Source organism: Brevibacterium linens ATCC 9172, assembly GCF_900169165.1.
Lineage (GTDB): Bacteria > Actinomycetota > Actinomycetes > Actinomycetales > Brevibacteriaceae > Brevibacterium > Brevibacterium linens.
Genome location: NZ_FXYY01000001.1, coordinates 168,296 through 192,876 on the forward strand (window position 1 = coordinate 168,296; position 24,581 = coordinate 192,876).

Annotated in this window: 18 protein-coding genes; 13 read left to right on the forward strand and 5 right to left on the reverse strand. The window is 65.6% G+C overall.

Features of this window, described 5'->3' with window-relative positions; all coding sequences use genetic code 11:
* Positions 1–289: 289 nt before the first annotated feature.
* On the forward strand, positions 290–1,618 hold the full coding sequence (locus BLIN9172_RS00725; RefSeq protein WP_180956927.1) for a M24 family metallopeptidase: 1,329 nt from the start codon (positions 290–292) through the stop codon (positions 1,616–1,618).
* 19 nt (positions 1,619–1,637) lie between these two features.
* Here the strand turns inward: BLIN9172_RS00725 and BLIN9172_RS00730 are convergent, their stop codons facing one another.
* Positions 1,638–3,026, reverse strand: coding sequence for an L-lactate permease (locus tag BLIN9172_RS00730; protein ID WP_101553414.1), 1,389 nt, complete (start codon positions 3,024–3,026; stop codon positions 1,638–1,640).
* 61 nt (positions 3,027–3,087) lie between these two features.
* Between BLIN9172_RS00730 and BLIN9172_RS00735 the strand changes: the two genes are divergently transcribed.
* The 10 genes from BLIN9172_RS00735 to BLIN9172_RS00775 all read left to right on the forward strand — a co-directional run bounded on the left by BLIN9172_RS00735 (position 3,088) and on the right by BLIN9172_RS00775 (position 14,231).
* Positions 3,088–3,636: a helix-turn-helix domain-containing protein gene (locus BLIN9172_RS00735; protein WP_101553415.1), complete on the forward strand. Its 549-nt coding sequence runs from the start codon at positions 3,088–3,090 to the stop codon at positions 3,634–3,636.
* A 234-nt stretch (positions 3,637–3,870) separates the two neighbouring features.
* Positions 3,871–4,413: an ATP-binding cassette domain-containing protein gene (locus BLIN9172_RS18405; protein WP_240811949.1), complete on the forward strand. Its 543-nt coding sequence runs from the start codon at positions 3,871–3,873 to the stop codon at positions 4,411–4,413.
* 68 nt (positions 4,414–4,481) lie between these two features.
* A complete protein-coding gene (locus BLIN9172_RS18410) occupies positions 4,482–5,543 on the forward strand; it encodes an ATP-binding cassette domain-containing protein (protein ID WP_240811950.1) in 1,062 nt (353 codons plus the stop codon).
* Positions 5,544–5,653: 110 nt separating this feature from the next.
* Entirely contained in the window at positions 5,654–6,841 is a 1,188-nt protein-coding gene (gene dusB / locus BLIN9172_RS00745; protein ID WP_101553416.1) for a tRNA dihydrouridine synthase DusB, read from the forward strand.
* A 2-nt stretch (positions 6,842–6,843) separates the two neighbouring features.
* Positions 6,844–8,151 carry a deoxyguanosinetriphosphate triphosphohydrolase gene (locus BLIN9172_RS00750; RefSeq protein WP_101553417.1) on the forward strand — a complete coding sequence of 436 codons (1,308 nt, stop codon included), beginning with the start codon at positions 6,844–6,846 and terminating at the stop codon, positions 8,149–8,151.
* A 3-nt stretch (positions 8,152–8,154) separates the two neighbouring features.
* The gene (gene dnaG, locus BLIN9172_RS00755) at positions 8,155–10,209 is read left to right on the forward strand and encodes a DNA primase (RefSeq protein ID WP_101553418.1); all 2,055 of its coding nucleotides are present in this window, start codon (positions 8,155–8,157) and stop codon (positions 10,207–10,209) included.
* A gap of 78 nt (positions 10,210–10,287) precedes the next feature.
* Entirely contained in the window at positions 10,288–10,932 is a 645-nt protein-coding gene (locus BLIN9172_RS00760) for a TetR/AcrR family transcriptional regulator (protein ID WP_101553419.1), read from the forward strand.
* Between the two features lie 11 nt (positions 10,933–10,943).
* A complete protein-coding gene (locus tag BLIN9172_RS00765; protein WP_240811951.1) occupies positions 10,944–12,740 on the forward strand; it encodes an MDR family MFS transporter in 1,797 nt (598 codons plus the stop codon).
* On the forward strand, positions 12,682–13,647 hold the full coding sequence (locus BLIN9172_RS00770) for a D-2-hydroxyacid dehydrogenase (RefSeq protein ID WP_101553420.1): 966 nt from the start codon (positions 12,682–12,684) through the stop codon (positions 13,645–13,647). Before BLIN9172_RS00765 ends, BLIN9172_RS00770 begins: the two co-directional genes overlap by 59 nt.
* The gene (locus BLIN9172_RS00775; protein ID WP_240811952.1) at positions 13,644–14,231 is read left to right on the forward strand and encodes a hypothetical protein; all 588 of its coding nucleotides are present in this window, start codon (positions 13,644–13,646) and stop codon (positions 14,229–14,231) included. Before BLIN9172_RS00770 ends, BLIN9172_RS00775 begins: the two co-directional genes overlap by 4 nt.
* 287 nt (positions 14,232–14,518) lie before the next feature.
* Here BLIN9172_RS00775 and BLIN9172_RS00780 read toward each other — a convergent pair whose 3' ends face one another.
* The 4 genes from BLIN9172_RS00780 to BLIN9172_RS00795 all read right to left on the reverse strand — a co-directional run bounded on the left by BLIN9172_RS00780 (position 14,519) and on the right by BLIN9172_RS00795 (position 20,487).
* Entirely contained in the window at positions 14,519–15,946 is a 1,428-nt protein-coding gene (locus BLIN9172_RS00780) for a glyceraldehyde-3-phosphate dehydrogenase (protein ID WP_101553421.1), read from the reverse strand.
* A 55-nt stretch (positions 15,947–16,001) separates the two neighbouring features.
* On the reverse strand, positions 16,002–17,039 hold the full coding sequence (locus tag BLIN9172_RS00785; protein ID WP_101553422.1) for a YhjD/YihY/BrkB family envelope integrity protein: 1,038 nt from the start codon (positions 17,037–17,039) through the stop codon (positions 16,002–16,004).
* Between the two features lie 341 nt (positions 17,040–17,380).
* Positions 17,381–18,424 carry a glutathione S-transferase C-terminal domain-containing protein gene (locus BLIN9172_RS00790; RefSeq protein ID WP_101553548.1) on the reverse strand — a complete coding sequence of 348 codons (1,044 nt, stop codon included), beginning with the start codon at positions 18,422–18,424 and terminating at the stop codon, positions 17,381–17,383.
* A gap of 254 nt (positions 18,425–18,678) precedes the next feature.
* Positions 18,679–20,487, reverse strand: a complete 1,809-nt coding sequence (locus BLIN9172_RS00795) for an AMP-dependent synthetase/ligase (protein ID WP_101553423.1) — start codon at positions 20,485–20,487, stop codon at positions 18,679–18,681.
* 189 nt (positions 20,488–20,676) lie between these two features.
* On the opposite strand from BLIN9172_RS00795, the gene leuS reads away from it, so the two are divergent.
* On the forward strand, positions 20,677–23,592 hold the full coding sequence (gene leuS, locus BLIN9172_RS00800) for a leucine--tRNA ligase (RefSeq protein WP_101553424.1): 2,916 nt from the start codon (positions 20,677–20,679) through the stop codon (positions 23,590–23,592).
* Positions 23,593–23,691: 99 nt separating this feature from the next.
* Positions 23,692–24,525 carry an NAD(+) synthase gene (nadE, locus tag BLIN9172_RS00805; protein ID WP_101553425.1) on the forward strand — a complete coding sequence of 278 codons (834 nt, stop codon included), beginning with the start codon at positions 23,692–23,694 and terminating at the stop codon, positions 24,523–24,525.
* Positions 24,526–24,581 lie beyond the last annotated feature (56 nt).

Genomic DNA, 24,581 nt, shown 5'->3' on the forward strand with positions numbered 1-24,581 from the left:
ATCCGTGCCGAGTGCCGTTTCCGCGGCCGCCCGGATCCGCCGGTGGTGACCGTTCGAATCGGCTGTGCGCCGAGCGCCCGGGTCCGCCGTGCGCGGACCGACCGGGTCGGTCGTTCGGGGATCGCTGGGGCCCGCTGTCGGCGGCCATCCGAATCCCGGTTGAGGAGCACTGCGAATCGTCGTTGCGAGAGCGCGCGGATCCGCGCCGACGCGCGGATCGGCGGACCGTCGGCAACACGCGCGGCGGCAGTGATTGACAGTATGTGAGCGGGGTCACCACACTGGGATCATGAATGAGGGTGAGCTGTTCTACGGCGGCGAGGATAATCGCCCGGATGTGTACGGGATGCGTCCCGGAGCCGAGCAGGGGCAGGCCGGCAAAGAGGTCAAAGCCCGCCCGCAGCCCGTTCCCGGCGAGGTCGACACGATCGGCGCGAACGAACTGTCGTTCAGCGCCGAGGAATACCTCGGTCGGATCGCCTCGGTGCGCAATCGCATGCTCGACCAGGGCCTGGCCGCGCTCATCGTCACCGACCCGGCGAACATCTACTACCTCACCGGATACAACGCGTGGTCCTTCTACACCCCGCAGCTGCTCTTCGTGCCCTCCTCGGGGCCCATGACGCTGTTCATGCGCGATATGGACGCCCGCGGAGCCTCGCACACCTCATGGCTGCCGCCCGAAGACATCGTCGGCTACCCCGAACGCTATGTGCAGAGGCCCCATATCCACCCCTTCGACTGGGTCGCCTTCGCCCTGCGCCAGCGGTGGGAGGTCGCCCGTGCCTCGACCATGCCCGTCGGCGTCGAGATGGACTCGCACTTCTTCTCCCCGCGAGGCTTCCGAGCACTCGTCAACGGGGTGCCCGAATGGCGCCTCGTCGACTGCTTCGAACTCGTCAACTGGATCCGCGCGGTCAAATCCCCGGCCGAGATCGAGCTCATGCGCAAGGCCGCAAAAGTGACCACCGCGGCCATGGATGCGGCGCTGGGCACAATCGGCGTCGGTGTCGGCCAGAACGAGGTGGCCGCGGCGATCTCCGAGGCCCAGACCGGAGGCGGTGACGGAATCTGGGGTGACTATCCCTCGATCGTGCCGCTCATGCCCACCGGCGAAAGTGCGGACACACCGCACCTGAGTTGGACCGACCGGACGTTCGAGCGCGATGAATCGGTGAGCATCGAACTCGCCGGAGTCCACCGCCGCTACCATGTCCCCCTGGCCAGGACGGCTGTGACCGGTAAGCCGAAGCAGGAGCTCGTCCGCCTCGAGGGGGTCGTCGCCGAGGCGTTGTCGGCAGTCCTCGACGCTGCCGCTCCCGAGGTGCCCACCGCGGAACTCGCCCGCACCTGGAATCGGGTGCTGGCTCTGTCAGGGCTCGAAAAACCCAGCCGCCTGGGGTACTCGATCGGGATCGGCTACCCGCCCGACTGGGGCGAGCGGACGATCTCGATCCGCACCGAGGACGACCAGATCCTCGAAGCGGGAATGACCTTCCACCTCATCGGCGGAATGTGGATGAACGGCTACGGAATCGAACTGTCCGAACCGGTGCTCATCACCGACACCGGCTGCGAGCCGTTCACGAACTTCCCCCGTGAGATCATCCGCGTCTGAGACGCGCACCGAACGACCCTCAGGCGAAGAACTGGATCCACAGGCCGAGGGCCAGGGCGTTGATCCCGGCCACCGCGAGCGCCCGGCCCTGCACCCAGGAGATGTCCCGCGCCGAGGCGGCCGCCGACGAATCCGCGATCTGCACGGCCATGGCCACCCGGGGAGGAGCAGCGAGGGCCGCCAATGAACCGGCCGCGTTTCCGGCCGCGACCACCGGCAGTGCCGAGACGTGAGACGAAGCGGCGACGGCGGTCAGGGTGCCGGTGAACATCGAGTTCGCCCCCGTGTTCGACCCGGTGAGCACCGCGCCGATGGAGTTCAGCCACGGAGTGAGCAGAACGAGCCCTGCCGGCAGCAGTCCGCCGATCGCCTCGCTCATTCCCGTCGTCGTCATGATCCAGCCCATGAGCATGAACGCGGCCGTGCCCACCCCGATGGGAACCCAGGAGCGCACGGCCGCGATGGAGACGGTGCGCCTGCCCTCGACAGTGATCGCGGCGATGAGGCAGGCGGCCGCCAGCCAGAACGGGGGAGAGGCGATGATCTGCGTGACAGCCGAGGGCAGTGCCGAATGCAGGGTGCGAGCCAACAGCAGTCCGATCGTGAGCACCCCGTAGGGCAGAACCGCCACGCCGAGGCTGCGCGTCAGCCCCGTGGTCCGTTTGCGGATCATGAACAGCGCACCGACGACGAGGATGACGATGAGTGATCCGATGATCCCCGAGGGGGCCATACCGATGACGTAGCTGGAGGCGAGGATCCCCGCCCACATGAGTGCGCCGGCACCGATGATCCCCAGCGCCGAGGCGGCGGACGGTCGCATGATCGCGACCACGGCGATCGCGACGATGATCACCGGAATCGCATTGATCCACGCCGTGGCCAGACCGAGCTCGTCGACGTCGAGTCCCGCCAGCGCCGCCGCGACGGTAGTGCCCGGACCCAGGGCGCCCCACGGAACGGCGATGAGGCCGAGGAGGCCGAGGATCGCCGACTGCCGCAGAGTGCACCCGAGGTGGGTGAGGATCGGCACCCCGACGGTGACGCCGATGCCGAAGCCGGTGACCGACTCCGCGAAGGGCACGATCCCGAACACGACGAGCGCGACCCCGAGCGGTCGCCCCGGCGACAGGGATTCGACCCAGGACGAGATCTGCGACATCGAGCCGGCGGACTCGAGCAGCCGGGCGAGCAGCATGCCGAAGAGCAGGATGAGCGCGACCTCGAAGATGAGCGGAAAGTAGCCGATCCCCGATTCCACCAGCACCGAGGCGGGGGTGGGGAAGGCGACGGCGACGAGGCCGGCCGCGAGCACCGTTCCGGCCAGGGCCGCGACCCAGGAACTCTGCTTGAACAGGAGCAGGAGGATGGCAATGAGGATCGGGGTGAGAGCCAGCACTGCCGCCATGGAGTCAAGTTTCCTTTGTGAGATGCGATTCTATGATCCAAGAATAGAATATGATGCTCCAATGGTGAAAGAAGAGGATCTCGGCGCACGTGTCTTCGGCGTCCGCATCAGAGCACGGCGCAAGTTCAACAACCTCACCCTCAACGAACTCGCGGTTCGGGCCGGACTGTCCCGCGCCGCTCTGTCGAAGATCGAACGAGGAGAGCAGGACACATCGGTCTCGAATGCCATGGGACTCTCCCGTGCCCTGGGCGTCGACGTCGGCGAACTGCTGGCCGCGCCGGAAGTCACCATCACCCGCAGCGAGGCGATCCCCACGTCCTCGACCTTCGGGAAAGGGGTCTGGCGCCGGGATCTGCCGTCGGCGATCGAGAACATGGACGTCGTCCACTACCGCCTCGACCCGCGCAGCGAGACCTCGGCTTTCGCCGCGCACCGCAGCGGATCGCGGGAGAGCTTCTTCGTCCTCAAGGGCAGCATCGAGATCGTCACCATCGACCGTCGTACGACCCTGCATGCCGGCGACTGCGCCCAAGCTCCCGGCGACGTGCCGCATCAATTGGCCAACCCCCACGACGAACCCGCCGAACTCATGCTCATCATCGTCTGAACCCGCCCCACCCCTTATTGCTACCTGACGGCGGCCCAACAACCTCGCGCCAGGTTGCTGGGCCGCCGTCAGGTAGCAAGAAGGGGTGGGGTTGACCGGACGTATCGCCTCGGCAATCATGGGAATGTCTCATTTCCGATCAAGGACGTCGCTCAAGTGAAGTGAATCCTCATACCGTGACTTGCGGGTGCCACGGGCCCGCAGCGCTTCTGCGTACACGAAATGAGGACCCTCATGCCCACAGCCATCACTGTCTCCGAACTGGACTACCGCCTCGGCGACGATACCGAGATCTTCTCCGGACTCACCGCCACCATCCCTGCTGACCTCGTCGGATTGGTCGGCGACAACGGAATCGGCAAATCCACCTTCGCCCGCATCCTCGCCGGTCGACTGCGAGCCTCGTCAGGAACCGTCACGGGTGCCGATGGCGCCGTCTACATCGACCAGCTGCTGCCGCATTCCACGCAGCGGGTCGATTCCGCATTGGACATCGCCTCCGTTCGACAAGCGCTGGGCCGCGCCCTGGCCGGAGAAGCGACTGGCGCCGACTTCGACCTCATCGGCGATGACTGGGACATCGAAGCGCGAGCCCTGGCGGCGCTGTCCGAACTCGGGCTGCAGCTGAATGTGAGCGATCTCGACCGGAGTCTGAGCAGCTTCTCCGGCGGACAGGCCACACGCATCGGACTGACCCGAGCGGCACTGGTCGGCGACGCCTGGCTGATCCTCGACGAACCGAGCAACAACCTCGACGAGGATGGGCGGCGCTGCTGACGACGCTGCTCACGGAACGCCGCGGACCGACCCTCGTCATCTCCCACGACCGAACTCTGCTGACCCAGATGAACTCGATCATCGAGATGACCGACCGGCTGCGCGTCTACGGAGGGAACTTCGATGACTACGAAGCCATGGTCGCCGCTGAAGAGGAAGCCAAGCAGCAGAAGGTCACCGATGCGAAGAAGTCCCACGAGGTCGAAAAGCTACAGCGGATCGAACTGGAGACGAAGCTCGCACGAGCCGACCGGAAAGCCAAGAGGGATAAGGAGAGCAAACGTCGACCGAAGATCGTCATGAACGGGCTGACGAACTTCGCCGAGAAGTCAGCGGCCAAACGGCGTGGCGACAAAGCCGCCGACGAGGCGGCGGCCTGGGACGAACTCACCGCTGCCAAGGATGCCCTGCGTCGGACATCGAGCGTCCGCCTCGACCTGCCCGACACCCAGGTCCATTCGACCAAGCGGGTCCTCGAGATCTCCACAGCCGCCTCGGCGAAGTCCGAGCGACCACAGACGATCGTCGGGCCGGAACGGATCCGACTGACCGGACCGAACGGGGCCGGGAAATCGACCCTGCTGGCGGCGATCCTGGCGGCCGCGGACGGCCGTGCCTCAGACGGTGGCGCCGCGGATGACCGTGCTGCGGACAGCGGCGGCCCGCCGGTCGCCGAACTCTTCGGCGACCTCGACATCACCGTCGCCGCCCCGACAGCCCACCTCGACCAGCAGTACCGACTGCCGGGAGAGCTGACGGTGATGGAAGCGGTGCGATCGGGCAATCCGCAGCTCGACCCGCACCGCGTCCGCGAAGTGCTCGCGGCCATGGGACTGCGCGCCGGACGCACCGGCCAGATCTGTTCGACCCTGTCGGGTGGGGAGCGCTTCCGCGTCGCCTTGGCTTCAGGACTCCTCCAGGATCCGGCGCCGCAGCTGCTCATCCTCGACGAACCGGGCAACAATCTCGACCTGTCATCGCTCGAAGCGCTGGTGACCGCTCTCGAAGGATTCGGCGGTGCGATGGTGATCGTCACCCACGACGACCGACTCGCCTCCGAACTCTCCGTCGACACCGAATGGGACGTGCGGGAATTTCTGCGCTCCGAATCAGTTGATGTGAACATATGAGTCGACGCTACGGGGGAGGAGCGCGTCCGCAGCGGCACGGATTCCGGGCGTGAACAGGTGAGGAGAAGCAGGCGAATGTGCGATTTTGACTTGACTGGGATAATGGTTGCGTGAGTGTCATCAGCCCTGCCCCAGAAACCGCATCCCCGACGCCCGAAACAGCCCTGCGCATCGGGCCGATCGAGCTGTCCTCGCCCGTCGTGCTCGCGCCCATGGCCGGAATCACGAACACCGCCTTCCGCCGCCTGTGCCGCGAATACGGAGCCGGCCTGTACGTGACCGAAATGGTCACCACCCGGGCGCTGGTCGAGCGCAATCCGAAGACGCTGCGCATCATCCACCACGAACCGTATGAGACCCCGCGCTCCGTCCAGCTCTACGGAGTCGACCCGGTGACCATGGGCCAGGCCGTGCGGATGCTCGTCGAGGAGGACCGGGCCGATCACATCGACCTCAACTTCGGCTGCCCCGTACCCAAGGTCACCCGCAAGGGCGGCGGCTCCGCGCTGCCGTGGAAACAGGACCTGTTCACCTCCATCGTCACCACGGCCGTCACCGAGGCGGCCCGCCGGGACGTGCCCGTGACGGTGAAGATGCGCAAGGGCATCGACGCCGACCACACGACCTTCCTCGACGCCGCCGAAACCGCTCGCAACGCCGGCGTCGCCGCCGTCGCCCTGCACGGCCGCACCGCCGCGGACCTCTACTCGGGGACCGCGGACTGGGACGCGATCGCCCGGCTCAAGGACCACCTCGGCGACACCGTACCGGTGCTCGGCAACGGGGATATCTTCGCCGCCGAGGATGCCCTGGACATGATGGCCAAGACCGGCTGCGACGGCGTCGTCATCGGGCGCGGCTGTCAGGGGCGGCCGTGGCTGTTCGGTGACCTCGCGAACGCGCTGAACGGCAGCGACGAACGCCACCGTCCCGGTCTCGCCGAGGTGGCGCGCGCGGTGTACAAACACGGCGAATACCTCGTCGATCACTTCGAGGACGAATTCCTCGGCGTCCGTGACCTGCGCAAACACATCGCCTGGTACTTCAAGGGCTACCCCGTCGGAGGAGAGCTGCGCAGTCAGCTGGCCATGGTCTCCTTCCTCGAGGAACTTGCCGGACTGCTCGACCAGCTCGACAAGGACGCCCCCTATCCGGGAGCAGCCGCCGAAGGGTCCCGCGGCCGCACCACCCGGCCGAAGAAGCCGCACCTGCCCGAAGGCTGGCTGGACTCCCGCATCTTCGATCCCAGCGGGAAGTCGCTGCTGTCGGAGGCCGAACTCGACATCTCAGGAGGATGAGAATGCCCTTCGACACTCACCCGCACACCTCGGTGCGGACGGGTACCGTGGCGGTCTACTCGCCCTGGGACGAGGAGCGGTGGGTGAGCGAACCGGCGAAGAATCCACGACGTTCGGCCTTCCAGCGCGACCGTGCCCGCGTCCTCCATTCCTCGGGCCTGCGCCGCCTCGGCGCGAAGACCCAGGTCGTGTCCCCGGGCACGGACGATTTCGTCCGCACCCGCCTCACCCACTCCCTCGAGGTGGCCCAGGTCGGACGCGAACTCGCCCGCTACCTCGGGTGCGATCCCGATATCGTCGACACCGCCTGCCTGTCCCACGACCTCGGACACCCGCCCTTCGGCCACCACGGAGAGACGATCCTCGATGCCCTGTGCGCCGACATCGGCGGCTTCGAAGGCAACGCCCAGACCCTGCGCCTGGTCACGCGCATCGAACCGAAGGTCATCGCCGACGACGGCCGACCGGCCGGTCTCAACCTGTCCCGCGCCAGCCTCGACGCACTGACGAAGTACCCGTGGCCGCGGGCCGAAGCCACGGCCGGTCGCCGTGACTCCGGAGTGCGCAAATTCGGTGTCTACGATGACGACCGTGCTGTCTTCGACTTCTACCGCGACGGCATCGACAACGGCCAGAGATGCATCGAAGCCCAGGTCATGGACTTGGCCGACGACATCTCGTACTCCGTCCACGACGTCGAGGATGCCATCGTCGCGGGCCACCTCGACCTCGCCTACTTCACCGCCGACGACCGTCGGACCGAACTCTTCGACATCACCCGTCAGTGGTATCTGCCGGAGACCACCGATGCGGAGATGGACAAGGCGCTCGGCCGCCTGCAGGCGGCCGCCTACTGGCCCAAGGAGGCCTTCGACGGATCCCGTCGGGCCCAGGCCGGTCTCAAGCACATGACCAGTCAGCTCATCGGGCGCTTCGTCGGGGCCGCGGAATCCGCGACCCGTGAGGAATTCGGGTGGGAACCCCTCGCCCGGTACTCCGCCTCACTCGTCGTGCCCGAGACGACCACCGTCGAGATCGCCGTGCTCAAGGGCATGGCGACGCTGACGGTGATGGTCGCCGAGGATCGACTGCGACTCCATGACATCCAGGCGGCAGTCATCAACGAACTCGCCGAATGGTACTCGCAGTCACCGGACAAACTCGATCCGATGTTCCGCGCCGACCACGCCGAGGCCGCCGACGACTCCGCACGGCGGCGCGTCATCGTCGACCAGATCGCCTCCCTGACCGACCATTCCGCCTGGGCCCTCTACCATCACCTCAACGCCGGAGCGGGGGATCGGCTCTAGACCATGGCCGGACTCATCAAGCGCGAGGACATCGACGAACTGCGCAGCCGCACCCGCATCGACGAGGTGATCGGGGAATTCGTCACCCTCAAGACCGCAGGCATCGGATCGCTCAAGGGCCTGTGCCCGTTCCACGACGAGAAGACTCCCTCGTTCACGGTGCGCCCCCAGGTCGGGATGTACCACTGCTTCGGCTGCGGTGAATCCGGCGACGTATTCACCTTCCTGCAGAAGGTCGAACAGCTCAGCTTCGTCGAAGCCGTCGAGACCCTGGCCGGCAAGGCCGGAATGCACCTGCGCTACGAGGACGGGAAGGGCCCCGACCGGGAACAGGCCAGCCGCAGGCAGCGACTGCTGGAGATGCACGAAGTCGCCGGGCGCTTCTTCGCCCAGGCGCTGGAATCCGAAGCCGGGCAGATCGGTCGCGAATTCCTCACTGGCCGCGGCTTCCCCGCGGAGTCGAGCCGAGTCTTCGGCATCGGCTTCGCCCCGAAATCCTGGGATGGACTGACGACACACCTGCGCAGGGCCGGATTCACCGATGAGGAGATCCTCGCCGGCGGCCTGGCCAGCGAGGGCGGACGCGGAATCTACGACCGGTTCCGCGGTCGGGTGATCTGGCCGATCAAGGACATGACCGCCCGGACCATCGGCTTCGGCGCCCGCCGACTCTATGACGATGACAAGGGGCCGAAGTACCTCAATACTCCGGAGACCGCGCTGTACCACAAGAACCAGGTCCTCTACGGCCTCGATCTGGCGAAGAAGTCGATCGCGAAGACCAAGCGCGTCGTCGTCGTCGAGGGCTACACCGATGTCATGGCCGCCCACCTCGCCGGAGTCGACCAGGCCGTGGCCACCTGCGGTACGGCCTTCGGCGCCGAACACGTGAAGATCATCCGCCGCCTCCTCGGCGACGACCCGACCGGGCAGGTGATCTTCACCTTCGACGGCGACGCCGCCGGTCAGAAGGCTGCGCTCAAGGCCTTCGAATTCGAGAGCCTGTTCAGCGCCCAGACCTTCGTCGCCGTCGAACCCGACGGCCTCGACCCCTGTGACCTGCGGATGAGGAAGGGCGACGCGGCCCTGCGCGAACTCATCGACGGGTGCAAGCCGCTCTTCGAATTCGTCATCACCACCGCGATCGCCCGCTTCGACCTCGACACCGTCGAAGGTCGGATCTCCGCGGTCCGCGCCGCCGCCGAGGTGCTCACCGACGTCCGCGACCGAAACAGTCTTTCGCATTACTACCGGTTCGTCGCCGGCCGCATCGGCGTCGACATCGATGAGGTGGAGGCGGCGGTCCGCACCGCCGCTCGCCAGCCGAAGCAGAACAGACGGCCCGCCGAGGCGCCCGCCCGTCAGTCGTCATATCGCGACGGTCCGCCGCCGACGCCGACCGCGCCCGCACCCTCGACGTCAGCCGTACCCGGTTCGGGGTCAGGGTCCGGTGCCGGAACCGGACCGGGGCACGCCCCGTCCGGGGGCGCACGCGAGCCCGGGCCCGCCTCGGCGGGCGAGGCCTCCGACGAACGCGGCCTGGAATACGTCTACGAGGAACGCCCCGACGTCTCGAACCTCTCGGCCCCGATCAGCCCTGCCCGGCTGAAGACGGAGAAGGGCGCCCTCATGGTCGCCCTTCAACATCCGGAAGTGGTGAATGCGAAGCTCTTCGACTCGCTGTCCGCGAAGGCCTTCGAACACCCCGGCTACCGGCGGATCCAGGACGCGATCGGACAAGCCGGGGGACTGGGTGCCGCCGGCCCCGCCCAGTCGAAATGGGCCGAGCGCGTCCTCGACGCCGCTGCCGAGGACCTCAGACCCTATGTGGCTCAGCTGCTCGTGACCCCGCTGCCGGTGATCGAAGGGGACGGGATCGACCGGTTCGCCCGCGGCATCGTCGCCCGCCTCTTCGACTACGACCTCGAACGCATCGCCAAGGAACTCCACTCTCGCCTGCAGCGCCAGGACACGGCCGACGGAGCAGGCCAGGCTGCACTGCTCGGCCAGCTGCAGACCCTCGAGCAGCACCGGGCGAGGCTGAGGACGCTGATGTAGAACACTGCACACAGTGAAATAGTGCACAATTGCAGATTTGCATTTGGTGAAAGTTTGCACCTGGTGCAAAATGGACGTATGCCCGTTGATGAATCCCTGCGCTCGAAAAAGGCGCGGCTGACCCGCAGCGCCCTCCACGAGGCGGCGATCACCCGCGTCCTCGAAGACGGCCTGGCCTGTGCCACCGTGGCGACGATCGCCGCCGACGCGGGGGTGTCCACACGCACCTTCTTCAACTACTTCGAGACGAAAGAGGACGCGATCGTCGGCCTCGGATCCGAGGTCAGCGTCGATGAGGGCCTCGCCTTCGACTACGTCCACAGCCCTGCCGGGCTCGACACGCTGGCCGAGGACACGGCGCGCTTCGTCCGCGAAGCGCTGCTCGTCGGCTCCGTCGATCCCAAACTTCCGGCTCGGCGCCGCCGCCTCTTCGCTCTCTACCCGGAACTCGTGAGCAAGAGCTTCGACCGGGCAGAAGAACTCGAAGAGATCGTCACCTCTCACGTGCTTGAGCGACTGCGCCACCTCGGCCAGGAGTTCTCCTCCGAGGAGTCCGCCTGGCGCAGCGCGCGGATGCTCACCCAGCTCTGCCGCGTCCCGCTCAACCATGCGGGACAGACGATCAAAGCCGATCCCGAAGCGGTCGAGGGCAAAGGCGGAACCCAAGCGATCTTCGAAGACTCCCTGAGCCTGTTCCGCAAGGTACTGGACCGACTGCAATGACGAAAGCTGTGATGAGAAGCAACCACGAAACCGATGAGAAGGCGATGACGGCAACCACCTCGAAGAACTCAGCACCCGCGGGACCCGACGCACAGACCGAGCCGATGGCCACCTCGGCGATCATTCTGCTCTTCGTGGGCCTGATGATCGCGATGTTCATGTTCTCCCTCAACCAGACGGTGCTGGCGACCGCGCTGCCGACCATCGTCGGCGAACTCGACGGCGTCGACCAGATGCTGTGGGTCTCCACCGCGTTCATGCTCGCCTCGACGATCATGATGCCCGTCTACGGCAAGGTCGGTGACCTGTTCGGACGCAAACCGCTGTTCATGTTCGCCATCTGCTGCTTCCTGCTGGGATCGGTCTTCGCCCTGATCGCGAACGAGATGTCGACGCTGATCCTCGGCCGCGTGCTCCAGGGCATCGGCGGCGGCGGAATGATGATCCTCTCACAGTCGATCATCGCCTCCGTCGTCCCCGCCCGCGAACGCGGCAAGTACATGGGCATCATGGGCTCGGCCTTCGCCGTGTCGTCCGTGGCCGGACCGCTCATCGGCGGCTGGCTGACCGAAGGACCCGGCTGGCGCTGGGCGTTTGCCATCAACTTCCCTCTGGGCATCATCGCCCTCATCGCCGCCGCCGTGTTCCTCAAGGTGCCCAAGCATGACAAGGGCGCAGGCAAGCGTCCGAAGATCGATGTCATCGGCATGGCGCTCGTGTCCATCGTGACTTCCTGCATCGTGCTCACCTCCGCTTGGGGCGGACACGACTACGAATGGGGATCATGGCAGATCAACGGGCTTATCGTCACCGGAATCATCGCCGCAGTCGCCTTCGTCTTCGTCGAACTCAAGGTCAGCGAGCCGGTCATTCCGATGCACCTGTTCGCCAATCGCGACTTCCTTTTGTGCACGATCGCCGGTCTCTTCGTCGGCATCGGCATGTTCGGTGTGCTCTCCTACATGCCCACCTACCTGCAGATGGTCCACGGCATCGATGCCACCGTCGCGGGACTGATGATGGTGCCGATGATGGGCACCATGCTCGTGTCGTCGACGCTCGTCGGATTCATCGTCTCCCGCACCGGCAAGTACAAGAAGTACCCGCTGACCGGCATCCTCATCATGGCCGCCGCACTCGTCCTGCTCTCCCAGCTCAAGGCCGAGAGCTCGGCCTGGGAGACCATCGGCTGCCTGGCGCTGCTCGGACTCGGACTGGGCTTGAGCATGCAGACTCTCGTCCTCGTCGTCCAGAACGCCTTCCCGGTGTCCATGGTCGGCACCGCGACCGCCTCGAACAACTACTTCCGACAGGTCGGCGCCACCTTGGGCATGGCCTTCATCGGTTCCGTGTTCACCCAGCGGCTGATGGACAACATCAAGTCCGGAATCACGGAGATCGCCAAGGCCTCCCCGCAGGGTCACATGCCCAAGGTCTCCTCGACCGGGCTGACCCCGGAGATCGTGTCGAAGCTGCCGGAGCCGATGCATTCGCTCATCATCACCTCCTACAACGATGCCCTCGTGCCCCTGTTCCTGTGGGTGGCTCCGCTGGCGGTCCTCGGTTTCGTCTTCCTCTGCTTCCTGCCCAACACTCCGCTGGCGCAGACGCTGAAGAACGAACCGGCGAAGCGGGAGAACCTCGACGTCGCAGCAGAGAATGCGGGGGCCGTGTCCGCGTCGGTTTCCACCCCGGTCGAGGCTTCATCGGTTAGTGTGGCAGAAAGCCCACTGTCCAAGGAGCCGAGGAATGACGGTACTGACCATACTCAACGCACCCGGGACCGAGATCCCCGAGCTGATCACTGATCTGGGGGAGCGGGACGGGATCGAACTGCGCATCGCCGAGGCGTCGACCCTGTCCCAGGCGCTGCCCGGCACCGATGTGCTGCTGATGTGGGATTTCTTCTCCACCGCACTCAAGGATGCCTATGCACATGCCGACCGGCTCGACTGGGTCCATGCCGCCGCGGCGGGCGTCGATTCGCTCCTCTTCGATGAGCTCGTCGACTCGCCGGTGACGGTGACGAACGCCCGGGGGATCTTCGACCGCCCGATCGCCGAGTTCGTCCTCAGCTACATCCTCATGCATGCGAAGAGCTCGATCGGCTCGCTGAACGACCAAGCGGAGGGGAAGTGGAACCGCCGGTCGACCCGCGATATCGCCGGCACCAAGGCGCTCATCGTCGGCACCGGTGCGATCGGCCGGGGCATCGCCCGCCTGCTGACGGCCGTCGACATCGAGGTCACCGGAGCCGGGTCGCGCGCCCGCAGCGGCGACCCCGACTTCGGTGAGGTCATCGACTCCGCCGCCCTGCCCCAGCATGTGGCCGGATTCGACTGGGTCATCGACATCGCACCGCTGACGGAGAAGACCGAGAGGCTCATCGGCGCCGAGGCATTCGCCGCCATGGATGACACCGCCGTGTTCATCAATGTCGGACGCGGAGACACCGTCGACACCGACGCGCTCGTCACTGCGTTGCGCGACGGGCAGATCGCCGGGGCCGGGCTCGACGTCTTCGACGAAGAGCCGCTGCCGGCCGACCATCCTCTGTGGGCGATGGACGATGTCATCATCACCCCGCATATGAGCGGAGACACGAACGGGTGGAGAATGCGGCTGGCCGAGCAGTTCCATCGCCTGTTCGAGGCGTATCTGGCCGGAGAGCGGTTCCCGCACACCGTGGACAAGAAGCTCGGGTACGTGCGGTGAGCCTGGCCGACGACCCTGCGGCGCAGCGGGCGTTCCTGGCCAGGGTGATCGCCGAACTCATCGCTGTGCGCCGTGCCCGTCTGCTGAGCATGCTGGTGCTCGCCCTGGCGATGCTCGTCGCCGGACTCGGTGCCGCCGTCCAGGCTCAAGGCGATCACATCGATGCGGTGCTGCTGTTCTCGGCATTCAGCCTCATCATGATCGGCATCGTCTGTGCGCTGGGCGCGATCATCGCCTGGACGCGGATCAACCGGGACGTGCTCGATTCGATCGCGGCCACCCGTCCGGCTCGAGCCAAGGCGCCGCGGACGCGGAACGCCGGACTCGCCGTGGCCCTCGGCTTCGCCATCATCGGGATCCTGTTCGGCATCCTGCTGTGGGCTCAGACGCCGGTCCTGGCCGGCGCCGTCGTCATCGCCTGCCTGCTGCTGTCCTGCCTGGGACCCATCTGGGCGAATGAGCTGGCCAACGCCGATGACCGACTCGCCGTCATCCTCGACAGCGACGACGAACTGGCTGACCGATTCGCCAGTTTCACGCCGATCTGGCTGCATGAAGCCATGGAGTCCGATGCCGCGGAGTGATTGACACTTCCCGCTGCTGACCAGACGTCCCGAAACCGGCAGAACCTCCCGTTCCTGCGGGAGGTTCTGCCGTTCCCACGGGGTTGCGGCACGAAGCGGAGGGCATGCGGCCCAGGGTGCGGGATGGCGCCGAGCATGTGCTGAACCACTGGCGCAAGGCCCGGCGGGGACGGCGACGGACGTGAATGACGAAGGTGCCCGGAGTCGTGAGACTCCGGGCACCTGTCTCAGCCAGTTATCGAACGCTCATCCGAGCGTTGCGGTGGGCCGCCTCGGCGATATCGATATCAGGGAAAAGCCGGGACGTCGACGTCGGCCATCTTGGCCACGCAGCGCACGACCTGGCAGGAGTAGCCGAATTCGTTGTCGTACCAGACGTAGACGACGACGCGGTCCTCGTCGACGATCGTGGCCAGACCGTCGACGACACCGGCTCGCTTGGACCCGACGAGGTCGGTGGACACGAGCTCGGGGGAGGTGACGTAGTCGACCTGGTTGCGCAGCGGCGAATGCATCGACACTTCGCGTAGGAACGTGTTGAGCTCGTCGACCGAGGTGGCCGTGTCCAGGTTGAGGTTGAGGATCGCCATCGACACATTCGGGGTGGGCACGCGGATCGCGTTGCCCGAGAGCTTCCCGGCCAGCTCCGGCAGAGCCTTGGCCACGGCCTTGGCGGCACCGGTCTCGGTCAGCACCATGTTGAGGCCGGCCGCGCGTCCCCGGCGGGAGCCCTTGTGGAAGTTGTCGATGAGGTTCTGGTCGTTCGTGAACGAGTGGACCGTCTCGACGTGGCCGTTGCGGACACCGAACTTGTCGTTGATGGCCTTGAGCACCGGGGTGATCGCGTTCGTCGTGCACGAAGCGGCCGAGACGATGGTGTCCGTGTCGAGGATCGCGTCGTCGTTGACTCCGAAGACGATGTTCTTCACATCGCCCTTGCCGGGAGCAGTGAGCAGGACCTTCGACGCACCGGGGCACGCGAGGTGCTTGGACAGGCCCTCTTCGTCGCGCCACTTTCCGGTGTTGTCGACGATGATGGCGTCATCGATTCCGTAGGCGGTGTAGTCGACTTCCGACGGGTCATTCGAGTAGATGACCTGGATGAGGGTGCCGTTGGCCTGGATGGTGCTGTTCTCCTCGTCGACGACGATGCTGCCGTCGAAGGCTCCGTGGACCGAGTCGCGGCGCAGCAGGGAGGCGCGCTTGACGATGTCGTTCTCCCCATTGCGGCGCACGACGATCGCACGCAGACGCATACCGGTGCCGCCGGCGCGATCGATGAGGATGCGGGCGAGCAGACGACCGATGCGACCGAAGCCGTAGAGGACGATATCGCGGACCTCGCCCTTGCCGGACTGAGATTCGACGACATCGGCGAGCTCGGAGGCGAGGAAGGCATCGACATCGGCGTTGGGATCATCGAGCTTCTCGATGAGGCGGCCCAGATCGATGCGGGCCGGTGCCAGGTTGAGCCCCGACAGCGCCTTGACGATGCGGTGGGTGATCTGGATGTCGAGCTCTTCGCCGAGGAAGTGGCGAGCATAGCGGTGCGCCTTGATCATGCCCGTCACCGACTTATTCAGCAGCGACCGCCCGAACAGGGTGAGCAGCACGTCGTTCTCACGGTACAGGCGTCCGACTAGCGGAATGAGTTCTTCGGCGGCGGTCTGCTTCTTCGCCCAATCGTTCAGGCGAGCAGTCGTAGCGTCAGTCAAAGGTCGTGTCCCCTCGGTCAGTTGAAACGGATGCGCCCACAGTCTACCGTCTCGCCTACTCGCGATCGGACCGGCGTTCCTCGAATCGTTTGAAGCCCAGCAGGGTCAGCGCCACGATTCCCGCACCGGTGATGAGCGCGCCGAGGCTCTGCGCCTGCACCTTCGGTTCGACGAACCGGTATTCCGGCTCCTCTTCGCGCGGCCGAGGCGGTTTCGCCGTGCCGATCCAGGCGGCGATGAACAGGATGATGCGGGCGAAGACGTTGAGCGTGAGCATGATCGCGATGATCGATCCGAACACGCCGGCGGCCTTGTTCCCGGAGAAGAGATTGACGAGCACGGTGGAGAAGTTGATGAGGATGAGGAACGCGGTCGCGCCGATGAGGGAGCCGCGGTTCTTCGCCTGCTTGTCGACCGGCTTCTCCGGCAGCATCGTGAACAGGAACCAGAAGATCAGCCAGGCGGCGCCGAAGGTGAGGATGACCGGAACGATGAACAGCAGACTGCCGGCGAATCCGCCGAGCCCGAGGAAGTCGGCGATCATCGAGCGCAGACCGGTGCCGACGACCGTGAGCGCCACGGCCAGGAGGAGGCCGATGATGAGGCCGATGAGGGTGACCACGTTGTTGATGACCTTGCTGACGAAGGACTTCTCCGGCACGGCATCGTCGAAGTCGTCGTGCAGCTGAGCTCTCACCGCGGCACCGAGGTTGCCGATGAATCCCTGACCTGTGTAGAGGCCGGTGAGAATACCGATGATTCCCACTCCCTGCCAGTCGAGGAGGAAGCTCTCGAGCTGCTCGGTCAGCGAGGAGTTGCCGGCGGTGAAGGTCTCGATCTGCTTCGTGACCTCGGGAAGGAGCTCGGGGCGTGCGACGTCGAGGACGAATCCGATGCTCGCGAGGCTGACCATGGCGATGGGCATGACCGCGAGAACGAGGAAGTAGGTGATCGCGGCACCGAACTGATTGCCCAGACGCTGTCCGAAACGCTGGACTGCGCGCACGAGGTGGGCGGGCCCGGGTCTGTTGACGGCATTGTGGCCGACCTCAGCGACGGTGTTGCGTGAGGCCAGTACTTTGGCAGGTGCCACGTGTGTGCTCCTTCGATGAGTATCCGCACGGTGCGTTCGTAATCCGGTCTGAGGTGTTCGTTTCCACACTAACCGCTGTGAGCGCACTGTGAGCGGCGGGCCGCGCCCTTATCCGGACTTTTGGCCATGCCGAACCCTGATCCGGACTCTCTCGCCGCTGCTGTCGCCGCTGCTGTCGCCGCTGTAGCCGCCGCTGTAGCCGCCGCTGTCGCGACCGCTGCCACAGGTGGGCTCACCGGCAGTCTGCCTTCCGGCTCAGCTGTGGCGGATGTCCTCTCGGCCGGGGTGGGCGCCGGGACCAGCAGTGCATCGGCTCCTCGAGGGAGCGGCTCGCCCGTGAGTCAGCTCACCCAAGCAGATGCCGTATAAGCGGGATCGACCTCTTCACCGGGCTTGACCGGTCCGGGAGCCGTCCCGTCGCCGAACGGCGATCCGCCGAACTTCCGGTCACGGCCGTGATCGCTGAGCCAACCCGAGAGATCGGGGCCCTTGGGCACGATCTGTGTCGGGTTCACATCCTGGTGGACGATGTAGTAGTGCTGTTTGATCTGCTCGAAGTCGACCGTGTCTCCGAAGCCCGGGGTCTGATAGAGGTCGCGGGCGTAACCCCACAGGTTCTCGAACGCCGTGAGCGGCTGCCGATTGCACTTGAAGTGACCGAAATAGACGGGATCGAAGCGCACGAGCGTGGTGAACAGTCGGACATCCGCCTCGGTGATGGTCTCACCCATGAGGAACCGTGACCGGCCGAGCCGATCCTCGACGATGTCGAGCGCGTTGAAGAGGCGATCGAAAGCGGCATCGTAGGCGTCCTGGGAACCGGCGAAGCCGCAGCGGTAGACCCCGTTGTTGATCTCCGTATAGATATGGCGCATCACCTTCCCCATCTCCTCCCGGGATTCTTCGGGCCAGAGATTCGGGGCGCCTGCGCGGTGGTAGTCGGTCCACTGAGTGGAGAAGTCCTCCGTGATCTGCGGGAAGTCGTTGGTCACGACGACGCCGGTGGGCACGTCGACGACGGCAGGCACGGTGATTCCGCGCGGATAGTCCGGAAAGCGCGCGAAGAACGCCTGCTGCAGCCGTTCGATGCCGAGCACCGGATCCACCCCGCCCGGATCGAGGTCGAACGTCCATGACCGCGCATCATGGGTGGGACCGGGCATCCCGAGGGAGATGACGTCCTCGAGCCCGAGGAGGCGACGGACGATGATCGTCCGGTTCGCCCAGGGGCAGGCGCGGGCGGCGATGAGGCGATACCGGCCCGGTTCGACGGGCCACTGAGCGTTCGGATCGTTGAGGATGCGATCGTCGATGTAGTTCGTATCGCGGTTGAATTCCGCACCTTCGGTCACGTAGCTGGGGGTGTGATCGGTGGACTCGGACATGACGCTGCCTCCCATGGGATCGACGAGTTCGACTTCTGTCCTCAGCTTACGACGTTGAGGCAAGCCCTCGCCGAGGCGGGACGACGTTCCCGCCCCGCCGTCCTCCCGGACGGCAGGCATTCATCCTCGCCGAGGTGGGACGACGACGGCCCGGGACGGACCGTTCGAGTCCGTGCCCGGGCCGTGCCCGCACGCTGTGCTCAGCGACTGTCCGTTGTCGGCGGCGATCGACCGTCGCCGGCGGCGTGTGTGCCTCAGCCGGCGTAGAGCGCGTCGATCTCGGCGGCGAAGTCTTTATTGATGAAGTGACGCTTGACCGACTGCTTGGCAGAGAGGTAGCCGTTCTCCTCGCTGAGCTCGATCGGCAGGATTGTGAATTTCTTGACTCCTTCGGCCCGCGAGACGGTCCTGTTCATCTGTTCGACGGCTTTGGCCACTTCGGCCTGGACCGCATCGTCCTCGGCGGCTTCGCGCAGATCCATCTGCGGCAGATCGTGGTTCTTCAGCCAGCCCGGCAGCATCTCCGAATCGAGGAAGATCAGCGCCGAGACGAACTTGCGGTTCTCGCCGACGAGCACCGGCTGGCCGATGATCGGGTGGCGACGCAGCACATCCTCGAGCGGAGCCGGGGCGACGTTCTTGCCGCTGGAAGTCACGATGATCTCCTTCTTGCGGCCGTTGATCGTGAGATACCCGTCGTCATCGAGTGAGCCGAGGTCACCGGTGCCGAACCAGCCGTCGTGGAACTCCTTGGCCGTGGCCTCGGGGTTGTTCCAGTACTCGCGGAAGACCGGCGCGCCCTTGGCCAGGATCTCACCGTCGGGAGCGATCGCCACAGAGGCGCCCGGCAGCGGAACGCCGACAGTTCCGATCTTCGACTTCTCCGGAATATTGACGGTGATCGGTGCCGTGGTCTCAGTGAGTCCGTAGCCTTCGAGAACGATGATGCCGAGTCCGCGGAAGAAGTGTCCGAGATGAGAGCCGAGTGCGCCACCGCCGGAGACCGCGTGAGTGACGTTGCCGCCCATAACTGCGCGCAGCTTCGAATAGACGAGCTTGTCGAACAAGGCATGCTGGAGCTTGAGGGCGGTCGGCACCTTGCCGGTGTCGAGTGCCTTCGAGTAGGCGACTGCGACCTGCTCGGCACGGCGGAAGATCTTCTCCTTGCCGCCTGTTTGAGCGGTCGCCAGCGCGGAATTGAACACCTTTTCGAAGACACGGGGCACACCGAGGATGAACGAGGGGCGGAAGCTGCCCATGGCGTCGGTGAGCTTCGTCAGATCCGACTGATGGGCGAGCAGAGCACCGTTGCTGATGGCCAGGACCTCGATGAACCGGGCGAAGACGTGAGCCTGCGGCAGGAACAGCAGGCAGCGCATATTCGTGTCGAGAACGCTGGGGATCTGGTGGCGAGCGGCCTGGGCGGTCTGCACGAAGTTCGCGTGGGTGAGCACACAGCCCTTGGGCTTTCCGGTGGTGCCGGAAGTGTAGATGATCGTCGCCACGGAATCGGAGCCGACCTGCGAGCGAGCGGCTTCGAGCTCTTCATCGGTGACGGCCTTGCCGGCTTCGGCGAGATCGGCGAAAGCGCCGTCGTCCCAGACCCGCAGCGCTGGCTCGTCGCGTCCGGCGGCCTTGGCTGCAGCACGCACCCGATCGGCATGCTCGCGTGATGCGACGAGCCCACGAGTGACATCGACGTCGGTGAGCATCCAGCTGAGCTGACTCTCCGAAGAGGTGTCGTAGAACGGCACGGAGATTCCGCCGGCGTACCAGATGGCGTAGTCGCTGAGCGTCCACTCATAGGAGGTGGGGCCGAAGATCGCGATCCGGTCACCGACTTCCACGCCCAGAGCGATGAGCCCCTTAGCGACCGCCTTGACCTCTGCGAGGAATTCGGCCGCGGTCAGTTCGTTCCAACCGTCGCCGTCGGGCTTGGCTACCAGAGGACGGCCGGGGTTCTCAGCGACGGTGCTGAGGAAGATATCAGTGGTCGACGAGGTGGTATCGACCTCGAAACCGACAACGGGTGTTGACGACTGCGGCATGGTCGTTGAGCTCATGAGTCTCCTTCGAGGACGTAAGTTACTGCTCGGTTATCTTACAGTTCGGCCGGGTCTCAGTGAAATCGATCACGTTTGCCGAGATAACCGGCGTCCGCTGACCTGTGAGCAGTCTAACCAAGTCGAATCAGGGGGCGTTCAGAGTACGATGGTCAGAACCCGCTCACGTCTGTTCTGCGAAGGAAGGTAATGACGACGAACCCTGAGGAGACCGGTTTCCGCTATGATGCGGCGCTGGCCGAAAAGATCGAGAAGTCTTGGCAGCGCACATGGGAGGAATCGGGCACGTTCCACACCCCGAACCCCACCGGAGACCTCGGCGAGCTCGACTCCCAGGATGCTTCGTCGCCCTACGGTCCGCCGGCCGACCTGAGTGAGCGCGAATCCCTGTACATCATGGACATGTTCCCGTACCCCTCCGGTGTGGGACTGCACGTCGGCCACCCGCTGGGCTACCTCGGCACCGACGTCTACGGCCGCTACCAGCGGATGCGCGGACACAACGTCATGCACGCCCTGTCCTACGACGCCTTCGGACTGCCCGCCGATCTCTACGCGGTGCAGACCGGGCAACACCCGCGCATCACCACCGATGCCAATATCGCGAACATGACCGAGCAGCTGCGCCGCCTGGGGCTGGCCCACGATGTGCGCCGTCGCTTCGCCACGACCGACGACAAATTCGTCAAATGGACGCAGTGGATCTTCCTGCAGATCTTCAACTCCTGGTACGACACCGAGGCGACCACCCCCGACGGTGAAGCCAAAGGCGCGGCTCGTCCGATCGACACGCTCATCGAGCAGTTCGCCTCCGGTGCCCGCCCCACACCCGACGGTCGCGCCTGGTCGGAGCTGAGCTCGACGGAGCGCGAGAACGTCCTGCAGGGCTACCGCCTCGCCTACGTCTCCGAATCCCCGGTCAACTGGTGCCCAGGGCTGGGCACCGTGCTGGCCAATGAAGAGGTCACCGCCGAGGGGCTGTCCGAGCGCGGAAACTACCCGGTCTTCACCCGCCGGCTGCGCCAGTGGAACATGCGCATCACGGCCTACGCCGACCGCCTCATCGACGACCTCGACGCACTCGACTGGCCGCATGCCATCCACGCGATGCAGGTCAATTGGATCGGCCGCTCGAAGGGCGCCCTGCTGCGCCTGCCCATCGCCGGTGACGATGCTTCCGACATCGAGGTCTACACCACACGCCCGGACACCCTGTTCGGCGCCACCTACCTCGTCCTCAGCCCCGAACACCCGCAGGTCGCCGACCTGACCGCTGAATCCTGGGATGAGACGACCCCCGAGTCCTGGCGCGGGGGAGAGGCCACCCCCGCCGAGGCGATCGCCGCCTACCAGCGCGCCGCTGCGGCCAAGACCGACGCCGACCGGCAGCAGAGCCGGGAGAAGACCGGCATCTTCACCGGCTCCTATGCGCTCAACCCGGCCACCGGGGCACAGGTTCCGATCTTCATCGCCGACTATGTGCTCATGGGATACGGCACCGGAGCGATCATGGCCGTGCCGGCCGAAGACGCCCGTGACTGGGACTTCGCAAAGGCGTTCGGACTGCCCTATATCCGCACCGTGCAGCCTCCGGCCGACCACGACGAGGACGCGCCGTTCACCGGCACCGGGGTGATGATCAACTCGGCCAATGCCGAGATCGACATCAACGGCCTCGAGATCGACGCGGCGAAGGCCCAGGTCACCGAATGGCTGGCGGGAAAGGGACTGGCCACCGAGTCCACCCAGTACCGCCTGCGCGACTGGCTGTTCTCTCGCCAGCGCTACTGGGGCGAACCGTTCCCGATCGTCTACGACGAGAACGGCACCCCGATCGCTCTGCCCGACGAGATGCTGCCCGTCCAGCTGCCCGAAGTCGACGACTTCGCCCCGCGGACCTACGCGCCCGACGATGCCGACAGCCGTCCCGAACCGGCACTGAGCCGGAATCAGGAATGGACGAGCATCGAACTCGACCTCGGCGACGGTCCGAAGACCTACCAGCGTGAGACGAACACGATGCCCAACTGGGCCGGATCCTCGTGGTACCAGCTGCGCTACGCGGACCCGCACAACGACGAACGCCTCGTCGACCCCGCCAACGAGAAGTACTGGCTGGGACCGCGGGCCTCGAAACCGCGCGGTGGCGCCGACCTCTACGTCGGCGGACAGGAACACGCTGTGCTCCACCTGCTCTATGCCCGCTTCTGGCACAAGATCCTCTTCGACCTCGGGCACATCTCCTCGTCCGAGCCGTTCCACCGTCTGGTCAACCAGGGATACATCCAGGCCTATGCCTACACCGATTCCCGCGGCGTCTACGTCCCCGCCGCCGAGGTGGAGGAGAAGACCGAATCGAACGGTGAGCTGACGTTCTGGTACAACGGCGAACAGGTCAACCGGGAGTACGGAAAGATCGGCAAATCGCTGAAGAACTCCGTCATGCCCGACGAAATGTACGACGCCTTCGGCGCCGACACCTTCCGCGTCTACGAGATGTCGATGGGCCCGCTGGAACAGGACCGCCCCTGGGACACCCGCGCCGTCGTCGGTGCCCAGCGGTTCCTGCAGCGCGTGTGGCGACTCTTCGTCGACGAGGCCACCGGCGAGTCCGTGGTCGCAGACGGCGAGGCCGACGCCGAATCGCTCAAGGTCCTCCACCAGGTCATCGACGGTGTGCGCGAGGACATGGACCATCTGCGGTTCAACACCGCGATCTCCAAGCTCATCGTGCTCACCAACCACGCCACCAAACAGGGCGGCGCGACCCGGGATGTCCTCGAACCGCTGACGATCATGCTCGCGCCCTTCGCACCGCACCTGGCCGAAGAGCTGTGGTCACGTCTCGGTCACGAGTCGACTCTCACCTACGCGGCCTTCCCCGAGGCGGACCCGAACCACCTCGTCGCCGAGACCGTGACCTGCGTGGTCCAGGTCAAGGGCAAGGTGCGCGCACGGCTCGAAGTCGCCCCGGACATCTCCGCAGAGGAATTGGAGACGCTGGCGCTCGAATCTCCGAACGCCCTCAAGGCCCTCGGCGGTGCCGGAGTGCGCAAGGTGATCGTGCGTGCACCGAAGCTGGTCAACATCGTTCCCGACGCCTGAAGGCACGGCGATACTTTGCCGTAACACAGCATCTGGGAGACTGCATGGGTACGGGCGCCGGACGGCGGCACCCCTTCTTCGACTACGACTGGTGAGAGCATGACGAACGACAGAGTCCAAGACGAGATCCGACACGCCCTCGGCGTGCGACCGCAGATCGACCCGGCGACGGAGATCGCCCGCCGGGTCGAGTTCCTCGTCGACTATGTGCTCACCACCGGGGTCAGAGGACTCGTGCTCGGCATCAGCGGCGGACAGGACTCCACACTGGCCGGCAGGCTCTGCCAACTGGCGGTGGAGGACCTGCGCCGTCGCGGTGCCGAGGCCGAGTTCTGGGCCGTGCGTCTGCCTCATCATGTGCAGACCGATGAGTCTGACGCTCAGGATGCTCTGTCCTTCATTGCCGCCGACCATGAGCTGGCGATCAATATCGGCGCCGCCACGGATGCGGCCGCCGAGGAATACGAGAAGGCCACAGGAGAGCCGATCACCGACTTCGGCAAGGGCAACGTCAAGGCCCGGATGCGGATGATCGCCCAGTTCGAGCTGGCAGGGGAGAAGAAGGCGCTCGTCGTCGGCACCGATCACGCCGCCGAGGCGGTCACCGGGTTCTTCACGAAGTTCGGTGACGGTGCGGCCGACGTCATCCCTCTGGCGGGTCTGAACAAACGGCAGGGACGGGAACTGCTGCGCCACCTCGGTGCTCCCGACCATCTCATCGTCAAGGTTCCGACCGCGGATCTGCTCGATGACGAACCGGGGCAGACGGACGAATCCTCGCTGGGTCTGAGCTACGACCAGATCGATGACTTCCTCGAGGGGAAGGAGATCGAGCCCGCGGCCGCCTCGGCGCTCATCGAGAAGTACCGCCGTTCGGAGCACAAACGGCGGACCCCTGTGGCTCCGACGGATACCTGGTGGATCCGGCACTGAGCCCGACAGACGAAAACAGGTGAGGGCCCTCAATCTCTGAGGGCCCTCACCTGTTG

Excerpts from the sequence above, each read along its gene's own strand:
- BLIN9172_RS00725 (WP_180956927.1), top strand. The coding sequence starts at position 290 with ATGAATGAGGGTGAGCTGTTCTACGGCGGCGAGGATAATCGCCCGGAT.
- BLIN9172_RS00730 (WP_101553414.1), bottom strand. The coding sequence starts at position 3,026 with ATGGCGGCAGTGCTGGCTCTCACCCCGATCCTCATTGCCATCCTCCTG.
- BLIN9172_RS00735 (WP_101553415.1), top strand. The coding sequence starts at position 3,088 with ATGGTGAAAGAAGAGGATCTCGGCGCACGTGTCTTCGGCGTCCGCATC.
- BLIN9172_RS18405 (WP_240811949.1), top strand. The coding sequence starts at position 3,871 with ATGCCCACAGCCATCACTGTCTCCGAACTGGACTACCGCCTCGGCGAC.
- BLIN9172_RS18410 (WP_240811950.1), top strand. The coding sequence starts at position 4,482 with ATGAACTCGATCATCGAGATGACCGACCGGCTGCGCGTCTACGGAGGG.
- BLIN9172_RS00750 (WP_101553417.1), top strand. The coding sequence starts at position 6,844 with ATGCCCTTCGACACTCACCCGCACACCTCGGTGCGGACGGGTACCGTG.
- dnaG (WP_101553418.1), top strand. The coding sequence starts at position 8,155 with ATGGCCGGACTCATCAAGCGCGAGGACATCGACGAACTGCGCAGCCGC.
- BLIN9172_RS00760 (WP_101553419.1), top strand. The coding sequence starts at position 10,288 with ATGCCCGTTGATGAATCCCTGCGCTCGAAAAAGGCGCGGCTGACCCGC.
- BLIN9172_RS00765 (WP_240811951.1), top strand. The coding sequence starts at position 10,944 with ATGAGAAGCAACCACGAAACCGATGAGAAGGCGATGACGGCAACCACC.
- BLIN9172_RS00770 (WP_101553420.1), top strand. The coding sequence starts at position 12,682 with ATGACGGTACTGACCATACTCAACGCACCCGGGACCGAGATCCCCGAG.
- BLIN9172_RS00790 (WP_101553548.1), bottom strand. The coding sequence starts at position 18,424 with ATGTCCGAGTCCACCGATCACACCCCCAGCTACGTGACCGAAGGTGCG.
- BLIN9172_RS00795 (WP_101553423.1), bottom strand. The coding sequence starts at position 20,487 with ATGAGCTCAACGACCATGCCGCAGTCGTCAACACCCGTTGTCGGTTTC.
- leuS (WP_101553424.1), top strand. The coding sequence starts at position 20,677 with ATGACGACGAACCCTGAGGAGACCGGTTTCCGCTATGATGCGGCGCTG.
- nadE (WP_101553425.1), top strand. The coding sequence starts at position 23,692 with ATGACGAACGACAGAGTCCAAGACGAGATCCGACACGCCCTCGGCGTG.